Origin of the sequence: Sporosarcina sp. P2 (assembly GCF_002743255.1) — a bacterium.
Classification (GTDB): Bacteria; Bacillota; Bacilli; order Bacillales_A; family Planococcaceae; genus Sporosarcina.
The window spans coordinates 143250-159748 of sequence record NZ_PDYY01000009.1 but is presented as its reverse complement, the minus strand read 5'-3'; the positions used below and the strand labels follow the sequence as shown (position 1 = coordinate 159748).

At 42.1% G+C, this 16499-nt stretch carries 15 protein-coding genes and 1 pseudogene; 4 read left to right on the top strand and 12 right to left on the bottom strand.

The window, feature by feature from the left end; translation table 11 throughout:
* Positions 1-272: 272 nt before the first annotated feature.
* From CSV67_RS11135 to gpr, 10 genes are all read right to left on the bottom strand, one after another.
* Positions 273-1013: a 16S rRNA (uracil(1498)-N(3))-methyltransferase gene (locus CSV67_RS11135; RefSeq protein WP_099631654.1), complete on the bottom strand. Its 741-nt coding sequence runs from the start codon at positions 1011-1013 to the stop codon at positions 273-275.
* Between the two features lie 2 nt (positions 1014-1015).
* Positions 1016-1960 (bottom strand): 50S ribosomal protein L11 methyltransferase, encoded by a 945-nt coding sequence (gene prmA, locus CSV67_RS11130; RefSeq protein ID WP_099631653.1) that lies wholly within the window; start codon positions 1958-1960, stop codon positions 1016-1018.
* 15 nt (positions 1961-1975) lie between these two features.
* On the bottom strand, positions 1976-3097 hold the full coding sequence (gene dnaJ, locus CSV67_RS11125; RefSeq protein ID WP_099631652.1) for a molecular chaperone DnaJ: 1122 nt from the start codon (positions 3095-3097) through the stop codon (positions 1976-1978).
* A 136-nt stretch (positions 3098-3233) separates the two neighbouring features.
* The gene (gene dnaK, locus CSV67_RS11120; protein ID WP_099631651.1) at positions 3234-5069 is read right to left on the bottom strand and encodes a molecular chaperone DnaK; all 1836 of its coding nucleotides are present in this window, start codon (positions 5067-5069) and stop codon (positions 3234-3236) included.
* A 38-nt stretch (positions 5070-5107) separates the two neighbouring features.
* On the bottom strand, positions 5108-5689 hold the full coding sequence (grpE, locus tag CSV67_RS11115; protein ID WP_099631650.1) for a nucleotide exchange factor GrpE: 582 nt from the start codon (positions 5687-5689) through the stop codon (positions 5108-5110).
* On the bottom strand, positions 5686-6741 hold the full coding sequence (gene hrcA / locus CSV67_RS11110) for a heat-inducible transcriptional repressor HrcA (protein ID WP_099631649.1): 1056 nt from the start codon (positions 6739-6741) through the stop codon (positions 5686-5688). Before hrcA ends, grpE begins: the two co-directional genes overlap by 4 nt.
* A 90-nt stretch (positions 6742-6831) precedes the next feature.
* The gene (gene hemW / locus CSV67_RS11105; protein WP_099631648.1) at positions 6832-7971 is read right to left on the bottom strand and encodes a radical SAM family heme chaperone HemW; all 1140 of its coding nucleotides are present in this window, start codon (positions 7969-7971) and stop codon (positions 6832-6834) included.
* A gap of 72 nt (positions 7972-8043) precedes the next feature.
* Positions 8044-9867, bottom strand: a complete 1824-nt coding sequence (lepA, locus tag CSV67_RS11100) for a translation elongation factor 4 (protein WP_099631647.1) — start codon at positions 9865-9867, stop codon at positions 8044-8046.
* An 83-nt stretch (positions 9868-9950) separates the two neighbouring features.
* Positions 9951-10751, bottom strand: a complete 801-nt coding sequence (gene spoIIP / locus CSV67_RS11095) for a stage II sporulation protein P (protein WP_233192599.1) — start codon at positions 10749-10751, stop codon at positions 9951-9953.
* Positions 10752-10804: 53 nt separating this feature from the next.
* The gene (gpr, locus tag CSV67_RS11090) at positions 10805-11842 is read right to left on the bottom strand and encodes a GPR endopeptidase (RefSeq protein ID WP_099631646.1); all 1038 of its coding nucleotides are present in this window, start codon (positions 11840-11842) and stop codon (positions 10805-10807) included.
* Positions 11843-12036: 194 nt separating this feature from the next.
* On the opposite strand from gpr, the gene rpsT reads away from it, so the two are divergent.
* Entirely contained in the window at positions 12037-12288 is a 252-nt protein-coding gene (gene rpsT, locus CSV67_RS11085) for a 30S ribosomal protein S20 (RefSeq protein ID WP_099631645.1), read from the top strand.
* Positions 12289-12338: 50 nt separating this feature from the next.
* Here the strand turns inward: rpsT and holA are convergent, their stop codons facing one another.
* Positions 12339-13346, bottom strand: coding sequence for a DNA polymerase III subunit delta (gene holA / locus CSV67_RS11080; protein ID WP_099631644.1), 1008 nt, complete (start codon positions 13344-13346; stop codon positions 12339-12341).
* 102 nt (positions 13347-13448) lie between these two features.
* Here holA and CSV67_RS16680 point away from each other — a divergent pair, with 102 nt between their 5' ends.
* The 3 genes and pseudogenes from CSV67_RS16680 to CSV67_RS11070 all read left to right on the top strand — a co-directional run.
* On the top strand, positions 13449-13613 hold the full coding sequence (locus CSV67_RS16680) for a hypothetical protein (RefSeq protein ID WP_158232928.1): 165 nt from the start codon (positions 13449-13451) through the stop codon (positions 13611-13613).
* A gap of 174 nt (positions 13614-13787) precedes the next feature.
* Positions 13788-13922, top strand: coding sequence for a YqzM family protein (locus CSV67_RS11075; protein ID WP_029054667.1), 135 nt, complete (start codon positions 13788-13790; stop codon positions 13920-13922).
* Between the two features lie 202 nt (positions 13923-14124).
* Positions 14125-14271 (top strand): annotated as a pseudogene (locus tag CSV67_RS11070) (transposase); the annotation flags it as partial.
* On the opposite strand, the gene CSV67_RS11065 reads toward CSV67_RS11070, so the two are convergent.
* Positions 14203-16236: a DNA internalization-related competence protein ComEC/Rec2 gene (locus CSV67_RS11065; protein ID WP_233192600.1), complete on the bottom strand. Its 2034-nt coding sequence runs from the start codon at positions 16234-16236 to the stop codon at positions 14203-14205. The pseudogene CSV67_RS11070 and the gene CSV67_RS11065 sit on opposite strands and share 69 nt — an antisense overlap.
* Positions 16237-16499: the final 263 nt, after the last annotated feature.

The window sequence follows — 16499 nt, the reverse complement described above, 5'->3', positions numbered from 1 at the left end:
TGCCGCTCGCTTCCTTCAGATTCCACGTCACCATGGACACCCTTGCGTTGAGCTAACTGTTACTTCTGCCTTCACAGTTCGGGACTTGCACCCTATAGACTACACCCATGCTGGGCGCACATGAAAAAACCACTTAAAATGGTGATTTTAAGTGGTTTTTGCCAAGCACCTTACCCTACGTTGCCACAGGGTAAGGACGCAATCATATTTAAATGTACAACCCACAGCCTAGTGTATGAATAGCAACTGAAGACATAAGTTGTTCAGTTCTTTCATTCAAATTCATAAGACATAGCGGACAATACGTATAAAGGTGCTGTTTCCGTGCGTAGGATTCTAGGCCCCAACGACACGGGGAGGAAACCTGCATCTTGAAGTAAAGCGGCTTCTTCCCGCGCTAATCCGCCTTCCGGTCCAAAAACAACTACTATCGATTGTCCATGATAAACGTTTTTCAGACGGTCCGCAATCTTATGCGGGATATCACTTTTCGCATCCTCTTCATCCGCAAACAATTTGACATCAAAGAAATCTGTATACGTAATCAGTTGCTTGATGCTTTGGACGGATAAAATCTCGGGTACTTGGTTACGATGACTTTGTTCAGCGGCTTCCTTAGCAATTTTTTGCAAACGTTCGATACGTTTATCGCCTTTTTTAGCATCCCATTTGACGATGGATCGACTGGCAGCAAAAGGAATCAATCGACTCATACCGAGTTCGGTACTTTTTTGCGTTATCAAATCCAGTTTATCGCCTTTAGGCAATCCGCAGGCAATCGTTACAGCTATCGGTAACTCGTTATTTTTGTCCAGTTGTCTCTGCTGAGAAACGGTAACGATGTCTTCAGAAATACTGTCGATCATCGCTACCGAAGCTACGCCATCATAGACAGTCAGTATTTCCTGACCTGGCGTCATGCGCATTACTTTGACGATATGCTTATAATCATCCCCACCGATTGCTACTTGACGCTGCTCATTAAATGGTTGATTTAGAAAATAACGTTGCATGATTATTCACTACCCTTACGCGCAATGATCGCTACCCAATCTTCCATGAGAACCGTTTCCAAAATCTCAAAACCTTGCGCCATCAAGTCGTTGCGCACTTCGTCCCGTTTCGCACCGATGATACCGGATGTAATAAATAATCCACCTGGTTTAACGAGTTGATATGCATCTTGGGAAAACGACATGATCACTTCCGCCAATATATTCGCAATAATCATGTCGGGCGGTTCTTCTATCGAATCGAGAAGATTACCTTTTAAGACGGTAATGCGATCATCTGCATCGTTATACGTCACATTTTCCTGTGCAGCGCGTACAGCGACTTCATCCAAGTCAAGTGCGGTAATATGTTTTGCCCCAAGTAAAGCAGCGCCGATTGCTAGGACTCCAGAACCTGTTCCTACATCCACAATCATTTGATCAGGTTGAAGGTATTTTTCCAACGCTTGTAAACAGAGGACTGTCGTAGGATGTGTGCCCGTACCGAATGCCATCCCTGGATCCAATTCGATGATCAATTCATCAGATTCCACTGGTGTATACTCTTCCCATGTAGGAACAATGGTGAAACGCTTTGAGATCTTTACCGGATGGAAGTATTGTTTCCACGAGTTAGCCCAATCTTCTTCATCCACTTCTGTAATGCCTATAGTAAAGCGTCCAGGATTTAATGAAAACTGACGAAGGCTTTCAATTTCTAATTCAAGATTTTCAACTGTTTCATTGATGAAACTAGTGACAGGCAAATAAGCTTTTATAATGACCCCCTCGATTGGGAAGTCATCTCTATCTAAAGCATATATTTCACCGTATTGGTCTACTCGTTCTTTTCCAGGTTCTTCGGAATCTTCAATTACGACTCCGCTCGCGCCAGCTTCATGCAAGATGTTCGCTACTGCCTCGGTTGCTTCATGTGTCGTGTGCACGGAAACTTCAGACCATTTCACAGTTAGTCAATCCTTTCATTCACCTTTAAAAGTGCGTTTGATTTTATCGAAGAATGAGCTGGAATACTCATCAGGTGATTCCCCTTCAATTGATGCAAACTCACGCAATAATTCTTTTTGTCGCTCCGTCATTTTTTTCGGAGTCGTCACTTTGACGATCACATGTTGGTCGCCTGTTCCATGACCATGTACGTTTGGAACCCCTTTGCCACGAAGGCGGAAAGTAGTACCGTTTTGTGTACCGGCTGGAATCTTCAACTTCACTTTGCCATGCACCGTTTGCACTTCGAGTTCGTCTCCTAATGATGCTTGCGGGAACGTCAAGTTCAATTCCAGTATAATATCATCCTCTTCACGAATGAAACGTTTATGTGGACGGACATTAAAGACGATGTACAAGTCTCCAGGAGGTCCTCCATTAATTCCTGCTTCACCTTGTCCACCTACCCGTAGACGTTGTCCTTGGTCTACTCCAGCCGGAATCGTAATTTTGATGACTTTGTTTTTCGTTACGCGACCTTTACCACGACATGCTTCACATTTTTCAGGAATAATTTTTCCTGTACCCTGACATGTAGGGCATGTTCTGCGGTTCACAACTTGACCAAATGGTGTGTTTTGAGCGAATGAAACCTCACCTGAACCATTACATTCCGTACATGTTTTAACGCTTGTGCCTTTTTTAGCACCTGTGCCGTCACATGTATCACATTCTTCTTCGCGAGGAATATCTATTTCTGTTTCTTTACCGAAAATGGCATCCATAAAGTCGACTGTCATTGTATATTGCAAGTCATTACCTTTTTGTGGAGCATTTGGATCTCTTCTCCTTGCACTTCCACCGAAGAACGTGCTGAAAATATCCTCAAAGCCAAAGCCATCTGCACCTCCGCCGCCAAATCCACCGAAGCCTGCACCTGGCCCATTGTGACCATATTGATCATATTCGGCCCTTTTGTTCTCATCGCTCAACACTTCAAATGCTTCTGTTACTTCTTTAAATTTTACTTCCGCATCCGCTTCTTTGTTCAAGTCCGGATGGTACTTTTTAGAAAGTGTACGGTATGCTTTGCGGATCTCTTCCTTCGTAGCGGATTTAGAAACGCCCAGCACCTCATAGTAATCTCGTTTACTCATCATTGCACCCCTCATCGCATTTTACCTGTTGTTCATTGTAACACGTTAATATCGAATTTTGTTAAGTTAACAAACGAAAAAGTCAAAGCCGGAATTTCGGACTTTGACTTTTCCGTCAATAGCTATTTTAATTTACTTATTTATTATCTTTGTCATCTTCTACTTCTTCGAAATCTGCGTCCACTACACTGTCGTCTTCTTGACCAGGTTGTGCATCGCCTTGAGCCGCTTGCGCTTCTGCAGCAGCTTGCTCATATAGTTTTACAGATAGAGCTTGTACCAATTCGTCAAGTTTTTCTTTCTTCGAACGAATTTCCTCAAGGTCTCCAGATTCATTAGCAGCTTTCAATTCTTCCAACGCCGCTTCTGCTTCTTTAACTTCCGCTTCGTCCACTTTGCCTTCTATATCTTTAAGTGTCTTTTCAGCCATAAATACTAACTGATCCGCTTCGTTGCGAAGTTCTGCTTCTTCTTTACGCTTTTTATCTTCTTCAGCGTGTGCTTCCGCATCTTTTACCATTTGATCAATTTCTTCATCGGAAAGACCTGAACTAGATTGGATCGTGATGTTCTGTTCTTTTTGTGTACCCATATCTTTCGCTTTAACATTGACGATACCGTTTTTGTCGATGTCGAATGTTACTTCGATTTGAGGAACGCCACGTGGTGCTGGTGGAATGTCCGTCAATTGGAAACGGCCTAATGTTTTATTGTCAGTTGCCATCGGACGCTCACCTTGCAATACATGGATGTCTACTGCCGGCTGGTTGTCAGCTGCTGTAGAGAACACTTGCGACTTGCTCGTAGGGATTGTCGTGTTGCGGTCAATTAGTTTTGTGAAAACAGAGCCCATTGTTTCAATACCTAATGATAGAGGTGTTACGTCAAGAAGTACAACGTCTTTTACGTCTCCAGTTAAGATTGAACCTTGAACTGCCGCACCCATCGCTACTACTTCGTCTGGGTTTACGCCTTTGAACGGCTCTTTGCCCGTTACATTTTTGATTGCTTCTTGTACTGCTGGAATACGTGTAGAACCACCAACTAAGATGACACGGTCGATGTCAGAAGCTGTTAGATCTGCGTCTTTTAGTGCTTGACGAGTTGGAATCATAGAACGTTCTACAAGGCTTGCTGTTAACTCATCGAATTTAGCGCGAGTCAATGTGATTTCCAAGTGTAGTGGTCCTGCTTCTCCAGCCGTGATGAACGGAAGAGAGATGGAAGTGGATGTTACACCAGACAAATCTTTCTTCGCTTTTTCAGCTGCATCTTTTAGACGTTGCATAGCCATTTTATCTTTCGAAAGATCAATGGAGTTTTCTTTACGGAATTCTTGTACCAAGTAATCAATGATAATGTCGTCAAAGTCGTCTCCACCAAGTTTATTGTCACCTGCTGTTGAACGTACTTGGAATACTCCGTCGCCAAGTTCTAGAATGGATACGTCAAATGTACCGCCACCTAGGTCATATACTAGAATGGTTTGATCTTCATCCGTTTTATCCATACCATAAGCTAGTGCTGCTGCTGTTGGCTCGTTGATGATACGCTCTACTTCAAGACCAGCGATTGTACCAGCATCTTTTGTTGCTTGACGCTGTGCATCGTTAAAGTACGCAGGAACTGTAACAACAGCCTTCGTTACTTTTTCGCCCAAGTATTCTTCAGCATAACCCTTCATGTATTGAAGAATCATAGCAGAAACTTCTTGTGGAGAATATTCCTGGCCATCCACTTCTACTTTGTAGTCCGTACCCATATGTCTTTTAACAGACATGATCGTGTTAGGGTTTGTGATCGATTGACGTTTTGCTACTTCCCCTACTTGACGTTCGCCGTTTTTGAATGCAACTACGGACGGTGATGTTCTGTTGCCTTCAGGATTCGGAATTACTTTCGCTTCTCCGCCTTCATATACTGCTACTACTGAGTTTGTTGTACCTAAATCAATACCGATAATTTTGCTCATGTGTAATTTTCCTCCTATAATGTGAATGCTGTAATTTTTTATTCGTTTACTTTAACCATGGATGGTCGTAGTACACGTTCTTTCAGTTTATATCCTTTTTGCAGTTCTTCCAAAACAATTCCAGAATCTTTTCCTTCTTCATTGCCTGTCATTACTGCTTGATGGGAGTTTGGATCAAACTCTTGATCAAGCGCTTCGATTTCTTCCAGGCCGTCAGACTTTAAAGCTTCTAGTAATGAACGATAAACCATTTCCATCCCTGTTAAGAGGGCCTTCGTCTCTTCCTCTTTTGCTTCAACAGAAAGTGCACGTTCGAAGTTATCAAGTACAGGCAGAACATTAACCATTACATTTTGTGAACGGTATGTTTGCAACGTTTGATAGTCGAGTGAAGCTCGTCTCTTAACGTTTTCCATATCTGCCATTACGCGTAATTTCTTACCTTCTTCATCTTCAAGAGCCTTTGTTAACTCATCGATCTTTTTCTCAAGCTCTTGTTCTAAAGTAAGCTCTTCGACGATTTCTTCAACATCTTGCTGTTCTGTCGCTTTAGTTTGCTCTTGCTCATCTTCGGAAAGATTTTCATCTAGTTGCTCTTCAAACTCTTGATTTTCTTTCACGTGTCTTGCCTCCCGTTTCCGTCTTTTCCGATTGTTAACTGATGAAGAGCGGAAGATAAATCACTGCTTAGTATATCGAGCAATGTAATAACTCTTCCGTAATCCATCCGCTTCGGACCGATAATTGCGATGGAACCTTCCATATTCTCTCCTGCCGAGTACGTGGAAGTAATCACGCTGTAGTCTTCCATTTCAATCACATTATTTTCAGAACCAATACGAACTTGGATCCCTTGTTCGTTTTTTTGGAAAAGCCCCATGGCAGGATTACCTTTCTCTATTAGTTCGAAAAATGCCTGCATCTTCTGGAAGTCGTGAAATTCCGGTTGTTTCCACATATTCAACTTTCCGCCAAAATACAATCGTTCTTCCGGCTCCACTGCCATTGCTTGCTGCAATGAGCTGAATAGTTGTTCAGCTTGGTGAATATGCTGTTCAAATACATGCTTCGCTTCGAGTTGCAATTTTTGCTGCAACTGCACTAGCGATGTGCCGATTAGGCGTTCATTTAAAATATTTACCGTCTTCTCAATTTCCGTAGCAGTAAGACCAGGCGGCACATCAAAGATCCGATTTTCCACATGTCCGTTATCCGTTACGATAATCGCCACTGCCCGTTGTTGATCTAGTGGAACAATAGAGAATTTCTTGACGGCATGCGTAGAGGTATCAGGTCCAAGTAGGATGGACGTATAATTCGTTAAGTCAGATAGAATGGTTGCGGATTTCCGAATTAATTCTTCTGATTCTCCGACTTTCTCCTGAAACATCGTACGTAACTGCAAGCTGTCTTCCAGGGCTAAAGCTTGTGGTTGCAATAAATGGTCCACAAAGAACCGATAGCCTTTTTCGGAAGGCACTCTTCCAGATGATGTGTGAGTCTTCTCTAAATAACCCATATCCTCCAGATCCGCCATGTCATTCCGAATCGTTGCCGAACTAAATGGCGCTTCCGGCTTTTTCGACAGTTGTCTCGAACCAACCGGTTGAGCAGACTCGATAAAATCTTTCACTGTCAATTGTAGTATGAGCAATTGTCTGTTTGTCAACATGATCATCACTCCTGTTAGCACTCATTAACCTCGAGTGCTAATACTACTCATAATTTATCAAATTCTATTTTATATGTCAACGAATCAAACTCAATCTCCCAATAAAAATTCCTGAAATACCGAATTCCCTTGAAAAACACCTTTTTTAGTTAAGCGGAGATGGTCTCCATCGATTTCTAAAAGTCCTTGTTGTTGCATTTTTTCTATCGGTTTACCGAATACTTGATGAATAGGACGCTGGAATTTCTGCTCGAATTCTTGCATCGATACTCCTTCAATAATTCGTAGACCAAGAAACATTTCTTCCTCCATCGATTCGGCAAGAGTTACTTCATGCACATCTTTACGAGGTAAATTTCCTTCCTCCAATAGATTAATGTAATGCGTCAACGGTCCGACGTTCGCATAACGCTCGTTGCCAATATAACCATGGGCGCCTGCACCAATACCTGCATAGTTGGAGTTTTCCCAATAAATCAGGTTATGAAACGAAGGATGTTCAGGTTTAGCAAAATTACTGATTTCATATTGATCGCGACCTGCTGTATGCATGCGATCCATCACCATGGAGAACATCTCTGCTTCCATGTCTTCTCCTGGCAATGGCAACTTCCCTTTGACCATTCGATTATAAAAGACGGTTTTCGGTTCTACGATCAATGAATAGGCAGAGTAATGAGGCAGATCTAGCCCTAATGCACGATCAATTGTCTCTTCCCATTCTTTCAGTGTTTGAGTCGGTAGGCTGTACATTAAATCAATGCTAATGTTTTCGAAACCGACTTTACGCGCGGCCTGAATAACGTTCTCCACGTCCTCATTAGAATGTGTTCGCCCAATTTGTTTCAGTAATCGTTCATTAAAAGTTTGCACGCCGATCGACAAGCGATTTACGCCACTTTCCTTCAGTATAGAAAGTTGTCCTTCCGATAAATCATCAGGGTTTGCTTCTGTTGTGAATTCTTTCAATGCCGTGACGTCGATATACTGTGAAACAATTGTCAGTAACCGATCGAGCTGAGGAACGTTGAGTGCCGTCGGTGTGCCACCGCCTAAAAAGACAGTTTCCACTTCTTGAAATGAAAAGCCGGCTTCTTTCATATAATAAAATTCTTTGCCAATTGATTCGATGTATTGATCGACGGGTTGATTTTTTAGAAATACTTTATTGAAATCGCAATAATGACAAATTTGCTGGCAAAACGGTATATGGATATACACTCCCCGCATGCTGTCACATCCTTTGTTTGAGTATGTAAACAGCAAAAAGAGGGCGGTTTGCCCCCTTTTCGCTGAATTTAATTATTCTTCATCCATCTTAAGAACAGCCATGAACGCTTCTTGTGGAACTTCCACAGAGCCAACTTGCTTCATCTTTTTCTTACCTTCTTTTTGTTTCTCGAGCAATTTACGTTTACGAGAAATATCTCCACCGTAACATTTTGCTAAGACGTTTTTACCCATAGATTTAATGGTTGAACGTGCAACGATTTTCTGCCCGATTGCCGCTTGGACAGGCACTTCAAACTGTTGCCTTGGAATTAACGACTTCAGTTTCTCAACAATCGCCTTCCCACGTTCGTAGCTAAAGTCACTGTGCACGATAAAGCTTAACGCATCAACAGTTTCACCATTTAACAAAATATCCATTTTAACGAGTTTCGATCGTTTATAGCCAATCAATTCATAATCCAGTGATGCGTACCCTTTTGTACTAGACTTTAATTGGTCAAAGAAGTCATAAACAATCTCAGCTAATGGCAGTTCATAGATAATATTGACACGGGATGCGTCCATATAATCCATCGTCAAGAAATCCCCACGTTTACGCTGACAGAGCTCCATTACAGACCCTACGTAATCATTCGGTACCATAATGGAAGCTTTAACATATGGTTCTTCGACAAAGTCTACTTTTTGTGCACTAGGCATCATCGATGGGTTATCGACGTTCATCGTCGAGCCGTCCGTTAAGTTTACTTTATAAATAACGCTAGGTGCTGTCGTGATCAAATCGATCTTGAATTCACGTTCGATTCGCTCCTGAATGATCTCCATGTGTAACAGTCCTAGGAAACCACAACGATAACCGAAGCCTAGCGCTTGTGATGTCTCTGGCTCATATTCAAGCGCAGAGTCATTTAGTTCGAGCTTTTCAAGCGCTTCACGCAAATCGTTGTATTTGGATGTATCGATTGGATACAGTCCGCAGAACACCATCGGATTCATACGACGGTAACCTGGCAATGCTTCCTCGGCAGGATCATCGACAAGTGTAATCGTATCCCCTACTTGTGTATCGCCTACTGTTTTAATGGAGGCAGATAAGAATCCTACATCTCCTACAGTCAATTCATCACGTGGAGAAATACCTGGAGTGAAGACACCTAGTTCTAGTACTTCAAATTCTTTACCCGTTGCCATCATGCGAATCATATCGCCAGGCTTTACTTTTCCTTCTACGATACGAATATTGACGATAACACCTTTATATTGATCATAGTGAGAGTCAAAGATCAACGCTTTTAGTGGCGCATCCGGATCTCCCTGTGGTGCTGGAACTTTTTCTACGATCTGTTCCAGGATTTCATCAATCCCAATTCCGGCTTTCGCGGAAGCTAAAACTGCTTCGGATGCGTCTAATCCAATCACATCTTCAATTTCTTTTTTCACACGGTCTGGATCAGCCGCCGGTAGGTCGATTTTATTAATAACAGGTAATATTTCCAAATCATTGTCTAGCGCTAGATAAACGTTCGCCAATGTTTGCGCTTCGATGCCTTGCGCAGAATCTACTACAAGAATAGCGCCTTCACAAGCAGCTAAACTTCTTGAAACTTCATATGTGAAGTCGACGTGTCCTGGTGTATCGATCAAGTGGAATGTATAGTCTTCACCATTCTTTGCTGTATAGACTAACTGAACGGCATTCAATTTAATGGTGATACCGCGCTCACGTTCTAGATCCATCGAATCCAATGATTGGGCCTTCATGTTACGTGTTTTCACTATTTCTGTTTTTTCTAGTATCCGATCCGCCAGCGTTGATTTCCCGTGGTCGATATGGGCAATGATAGAAAAATTTCGAATGTTTTTTTGACGTATTGCTCTCTGCTCTTGATTCATCACTGTTCACTCCTACATGTACGTACCTATTTAAGCTACTTGAATTATAGCAGTGAACGGTTCAGACTTCAATATTTGAAAGATTATTGCACAATCATCATAGCGGAAATAGATTCACCAACGACAGAGATCGTTTGATTGAGCTCCATTTCCGTATTACCCACACCGCCCATTTCGATTAATATAATGCTGGTATTTAGATCTTGATTGTATTTACCATCTACTCCACGGCCACCTTTAATAATGATTTCCCGCGTAATGCCAGGCACTAATTTTTCCATCTCATTTTTCAATTGCTTCGCTTTGGCCAAGTTCCGTTCGTAATACGGATGGTCTCTACCAATGACAAATGCCACTTTTGCATAGCGTTGACCGGCATGTGTGATCGTCGTTTTTGAAGGGCCGAGCGAATCTCTGTGCATATCAATGACTAAATCATAAGATTGCTCGTTAACCTTCTTTTCCACATAGGGTCTAATCGCAGCATACGAACGGTGATACGGTATCTTCTCTTGTTGCATGATTTTCACAATATCGATATCGAGCTGTTCTGCTGCTAGGCCATGTGAAATTAAATTTTCTTTTAGCCGCTCGCCCACTTTTAAAATATTCTCTGAATGATGGGATACCGCCACTTTTCCGTTCGCTGCTTGCGTAATAGGTTCATACGCTTCATGTGAGTGGGTCGAATAAATCAACACATTCCCTTCTATCTTCGGTCGAATATCTTCCTCCAATACATTGGATGCATAGACAATTGTGCTCGGTTCCTTTAACGAGAGGGCAGTGGAAATGGTTGGCTGTTTGGGAATGTACTGCAAGACGACAGGAAAGATGAACAATACAAAAATAACGCTCATCCAGATTTGCAAAGTTTTTTTCATAGTAATCCCTCCATCTTCCACACTATGCGGAAGAAAAAAGGTCAATGACTAGTTCATTCATTTACTTTGTGAATCCAGGTAATTAATGAAGAAGATAATGCAATGGCGTAATTTGCGACCCATGAATCAATTTCTTTTGGTGAAATAAATGTCGCCAATTCCTGATTTGTCAGCACTTCTTCAAATAATTGGATTCGTTCTTCATGCGTCCACGATGACCAATCACCAAATATGGGGCCAAGCGCTGTACGATCCGCATCTTTTGTTGAACGTTGGGGGAACCGACCTGTTGAAAGTTTTGACGAAGGCATGCCATCTTCTTCTATTTTCGCTGCGATATAGCCGAACATTGTATCAATAGCATCCGCCACTAGTACAGGTCCATCCACCACTGTCGGTACACCTATGGCAATCACAGGGATGCCGAGACTTTTTTCCGATAACTCTTTGCGGCTATTACCTACACCCGAGCCCGGATGAATACCGGTATCCGTCAGCTGAACCGTGCGGCAAAGCCTTGCGCTACTCCTTGCAGCAAGCGCATCAACGACAAGCAATAGATCCGGCTTACTGTGATCTACAATCGCTTTAACAAAAGAAGCAGTTTCCAAACCAGTCTGAATGGTTACACCCGGCGCATACACCATGACACCACTCTCATCTGCTTCGTAATAATCTGGAATAACTTCCTTCACATAATCCATAACTGCGGGTCCCACAGCGTCTGGCGTAATTTCTCGGTTGCCAAGACCAACACACAACACTTTTTTTACGCCGCCCGGTAACTTTTCTTTAATCAATTTGTCCATTTTTTCTACCACAAGTTTACATAATACTTGAAGCTCCTCGATTTCGTGAACAGCAAGTGTTGGAATCGTCAGCGTAATATATGTACCTTTCGCTTTCCCGATTTCTTCTTCCCCTTCCGCTGTCACTTTTACAGTAGTCGCCTTAATTCGACCGATTGTTTGTTCTTCGACATGTATTCCGGACATTTCCTTTATTTTTTTTTCCTCTTGCTCGGTCTGATGTCTGACAAACTCATCACTTTCATCAATTAAATCCGTACGGTAGTAATTGATTTCACTCATTTTCTTCACCTCTACTAACAAGTTTGTGCAATTTACCGGCGTTTATTCTCGAATAGATTACTGTAAAGTTGAATCGCTTTACTTTTTTTCTTGCAATCTGTCGGTAGCTTTGATAAAATTATGCTTGTTGTAAAGAGATATCCGGATGATTGTGGAAACACTCTTGCCTTACCTGAAAGCTGGAGGTGAATGAAATGCCAAACATTAAAGGTGCTATTAAACGCGTGAAGCAAAGTGCTGCTGCTAACGAGCAAAACTCTCACGTAAAAGCTTCTATGCGTACTGCAATCCGTAAAGCGGATGCGGCTCTTACTAATAAAGAAGAGAACGCTGAAGAACTTTTGAGAGATGCTGTGAAACAATTGGATACTGCTGCCCGTAAAGGTCTTATCCCAAGAAACACTGCTGCTCGTCAAAAATCACGTCTAACTAAAAAAGCTCAATAATGATATGTTAAAAGACTGCCTCATCGTGACGGCAGTCTTTTTTTGCGTTCTTATAGTCCATTCATTAAAAATAATTCCAATTTACGCTGACGATTACCACCCGTCGTTTTAAGTTGCAGATCAATAGTCGCCAAATTATCCAATGCTTTAAGCAACACTTCCAAAGAGGGTAGCTTTCGTTGCATCATCAATTTAACACGATATGGATGGATCCGAAGCGTTGTAGCGATTTGTTGTTGTTGATAACCTTTTTTCCGTAAATTTGACACATGAATCATTAAACGCACTTGACTCGCAACGAGTGACGCCAGCATGATCGGCTCTTCCCCATTACGTATTAAGTCATGATAGACAGCGATGGATTCTGCCCGTTTATTATTGACAAATAAATCCGTTAGGCGAAATACGTCCATCTCAGGTGTCCTAGTTACTAGTTGCTCAATTGTATTGATATCCACCGTGCCCTTAAACGCTAAGTAGCCAGCTAGCTTATCGATTTCAGTTGACAATGTCAGTAAGTCGGTTCCAGACATTTCCATAAGAAATTCAGCTGTTCTTTTATCGAATTCAATACCTTTATCTTTACCTTGCTGCATAATCCACGTAGATACATCTTGCCCTTGTAACGCAACCGCTTCTACGACAACAGCATGTTTCTTTATTTTTTTCGTGATTTTCTTTCGTGCATCAAGCTTTTCATAAGGTGCGACAAACACTACTGTAGCCGTAGGAGATGGATTTTCTAGCCACTTTTCCAACAGTTCAAGTTGATGATTTTGCTTTTCCTTCGAATGATCCGTCGCTTTTAAGAATGAACAGTTTTTTGCGACGATCAATTTATGGTCGACTAAAAACGGAAATTCATCCGCCACTTCGAGCACAGCCTGAATTGGAATCTCTTCTAAATCAAATCGATTCACATCAGATGATGTCATACCAGGCACTGCCTTAATTAACCTCTTAATTGTTTCGTCCAGTAAGTGTTGCTCGGTGCCTGTCAGAAGATAAACTGGCTGCACATCGCCTTTTTCAATTTGACTCCAAATTTTTGTAACCACTTTCTTCACCTCAATTACCGATTGCTTGCTATTAAAAACCTGTGATAACTATACATGAAAATCAATCATTTCTCCATACTAGCATGTAAAGGAGGTTTTTTGATGAAAAAGTCTAACCGTCCACAAGTAAATTCCCGTAAACATTCGAAGCCTGTAGTGAAAGAAGAAATATCCCTAGAGTTAACAGAGCTCGAACATTTAGCACCGAAACAGGAACCGATGACTCCGAACCATCGGGAGACAGCAGAAAAGGATAAATATTATTGATTCTAAAGAGACAGAGCGGAATTTGCTATAAGCAACTCCGCTCTTGTAACGAATAATTTACTTACTCTATGAACAATTTGTGTCAACGTACGTTGCAACTCCTAAAAACTGCAATTTTAATGGATTTTTCTTTCACTTTCATCTATACTTAGTATGGAATTAGGAGGTGTAGCAATGAATGAATTTGAACATGATGTCCAATCCAAACGTAATGATGCGATTGACAGCGGCATCGGCTTTATAGTAGCGTTTATCGGTTTTTCTGCAATTTTTGTTGTTGCTACGATCATCGATATCGTCGCACTCTAATCAACTGTTGTATAAAATAGACACATCCACCAACTTGGGGGATGTGTCTATTTGTCTACTGTCTTTTTTCATTTACAATAAAGTAAACGTATGGAAAAGTTGATTTCCGCTACGGATGGACGCTTTCCGCGGGCACGGCCTCAGCGCCTTCCTTCGCTCCAATCAACTTGATTCCTGTTAAACACTTATTGAGGGGATAGATATGATGACGAAAAATCAGAATAATGAACGCGAACAGTTGGAGTTGCCCACTATCAAGCAGTTGGTGCCACAAGATCATTTAGTACGGAAACTGGACGCGGTGATCGACTTTTCTTTTATCTATCCCCTCGTCGAGAATTTGTATTCTACTCGAAGTGGCGGAATACACTCCGTCTTTCACGCGCACTTCAATAGTTCCCTGCTCAGCTGTTGACCAAAAAGGAATACCATGTTCACGGAAGCGGTCGATTACCTCTTCATGTGGGTGTCCATAGCGACTATTTCTCCCTGCCGATACAATAATAAACTCAGGTTGAAGAAAGTTGATAAACGCCTCTGTGCTTGACGTCTTGCTTCCATGATGGCCGGCTTTCAATACGACACGTTGAAAATCAGCAAAACTATATTGTTGCAAAAACCGCTGCTCCCCCTCTTTTTCTAGATCTCCTGGAAAGATAAAATGAAGATCTTTTTGCTTCATTACAAGTACTAGTGAACTATCATTACCGTCATATATTCGCTCTTCAGGTGCTACATATTGGAATTGATAGCCTTCCTCTTTCCAATTAACCCCATCCCTAACTAATTGCACTGGAATGTTCTGTTTTTTTGCCAATCTCAACACTTCATCCATCACATTCTCCTGTTCACTCCCAGGCGGCAAATGAATTACCTTTACTTTTAACTCTTCCAATACTTCATCGGCACCTTCCATATGATCTAGATCAGCATGGGATATGATCAGCCGGTCGATTTTCGTGATCCCTTTCGCTTTTAAGTACGGCACAACGATATTTCGTCCAATTTCAAAAGGCTGCTCCGGTGTCTTCCAATCTGTTTCGCCAAAACGAACCACTCCACCTGTATCTATCACATACACTGCTTTCCGATAGGGCATTTCGATTATCGTGCTGTCACCTTGCCCTACGTCTACATAGGAAATGATCGCATCACGGTGAAGCATCGGCTTAATTTCCATGTAGAGTGCTGGGAGTAGTAAGCAAATAAGGCCGACCATGACGAACTTCTTTCTTTCCAGACAGACTAGAAAAATGAGAATACCCAGAACGGCAAGTGCTGAGCCCACACCATCCGGTTGTCCGGGCGTCCACATTTGGTAGGGGAAGGAAGCAAACCAAGTTGTCATACTACCAATGCACTGCCTCACAGGCTCATAGATTATAAAAAGGAGTGTTGCCAGCGGTGGTGCGACAAACGTGCAGATCAGCAATAGTAAATTAGCTGGCAAAATACATATAGAATACAAAGGAACATAGAACAAATTCGCAATAAAAGAAGAAATTGATAACTCGTAGAAGTGATACAGCAAAATGGGATAAAGCGCGACTTGCGTAATGACCGTAACAAAAAACGAAACGACCATTCCATTTTTCGCTTGGCTAAGAATAGCTGACGAATACAATAAAGAAAACGCAGCTAAATACGAGAGCTGAAATCCCGGTTGAAAGACGATATAAGGTTGCATGACGATAAAAAGTAACGCGCTCAAAGCAAGAGCATCGTCCAGGCGCAATTTAAAATTGCCTGAAACAGCAAGCAATACAATCATTGTCACCGTTGATGCACGCCAGACAGACGGCGCTCCGCCCGCAAGACATGCGTAGATTGGTAAGAACATGAGTAATCCGTAAGTCACCCACTCTTTGCGAAAACCGATACGCAACAAAATCGCGCGAATGAAAAACGTCAATAGACCGACATGCAACCCCGATATCGCAAAGAGATGCGTAATACCAAGCGTCTGATACTCTTTTTGCAAGATACGATCCATTCCCGAACGGTCACCAATCAATAATGCTTCAGCTTCTGTAACAAGTGAAGGTGGAAATTGATCATGAATATGTTGTTTGATCGCAGAACGATAGTGAGAGAGTCGCGAACGCAGTGTTGTGAGGGGTACGCTCGACGTGATCCGGGTGGCTTCTAGAATTCCCGCCGCGCCATTCATTCGTAAATAGCGTGCCATATCGAATGAATAGTCATGGGCCGCTGGTTCCAGTTCTTTCGGCTCCACTTCAGCCGTGAACTGATATGTTGCTAATCGCGCAGACTGAAATTGACTTTTTTGTAGTTCGGAAGCCAATGAATACATCATATAGACGACCGTGCCATCAGTCAGAATAGCGAAACCTTTCACTTTAGCGCCATCGATTTTCACTTGATCTTTCCAATGAAAGGTCACGACTGAGTCCTCAGGAAGTGATGTAAATTGACTTGAGAAATAGAAAAAGGAGAGACTTGCAATAAGTGAGCAAAGAAGAAGGTGTAGATAATCTTTGCGTAAAAAGTAGAACGGTATGAGGAATACTACATTCAAAAATAAAAGCGATCCTGAAAGCTCAGCTGCAAACGCAG

Excerpts from the sequence above, each read along its gene's own strand:
- CSV67_RS11135 (WP_099631654.1), bottom strand. The coding sequence starts at position 1,013 with ATGCAACGTTATTTTCTAAATCAACCATTTAATGAGCAGCGTCAAGTA.
- dnaJ (WP_099631652.1), bottom strand. The coding sequence starts at position 3,097 with ATGAGTAAACGAGATTACTATGAGGTGCTGGGCGTTTCTAAATCCGCT.
- dnaK (WP_099631651.1), bottom strand. The coding sequence starts at position 5,069 with ATGAGCAAAATTATCGGTATTGATTTAGGTACAACAAACTCAGTAGTA.
- hrcA (WP_099631649.1), bottom strand. The coding sequence starts at position 6,741 with ATGTTGACAAACAGACAATTGCTCATACTACAATTGACAGTGAAAGAT.
- hemW (WP_099631648.1), bottom strand. The coding sequence starts at position 7,971 with ATGCGGGGAGTGTATATCCATATACCGTTTTGCCAGCAAATTTGTCAT.
- lepA (WP_099631647.1), bottom strand. The coding sequence starts at position 9,867 with ATGAATCAAGAGCAGAGAGCAATACGTCAAAAAAACATTCGAAATTTT.
- spoIIP (WP_233192599.1), bottom strand. The coding sequence starts at position 10,751 with ATGAAAAAAACTTTGCAAATCTGGATGAGCGTTATTTTTGTATTGTTC.
- gpr (WP_099631646.1), bottom strand. The coding sequence starts at position 11,842 with ATGAGTGAAATCAATTACTACCGTACGGATTTAATTGATGAAAGTGAT.
- rpsT (WP_099631645.1), top strand. The coding sequence starts at position 12,037 with ATGCCAAACATTAAAGGTGCTATTAAACGCGTGAAGCAAAGTGCTGCT.
- CSV67_RS16680 (WP_158232928.1), top strand. The coding sequence starts at position 13,449 with ATGAAAAAGTCTAACCGTCCACAAGTAAATTCCCGTAAACATTCGAAG.
- CSV67_RS11075 (WP_029054667.1), top strand. The coding sequence starts at position 13,788 with ATGAATGAATTTGAACATGATGTCCAATCCAAACGTAATGATGCGATT.
- CSV67_RS11065 (WP_233192600.1), bottom strand. The coding sequence starts at position 16,236 with ATGTATTCATTGGCTTCCGAACTACAAAAAAGTCAATTTCAGTCTGCG.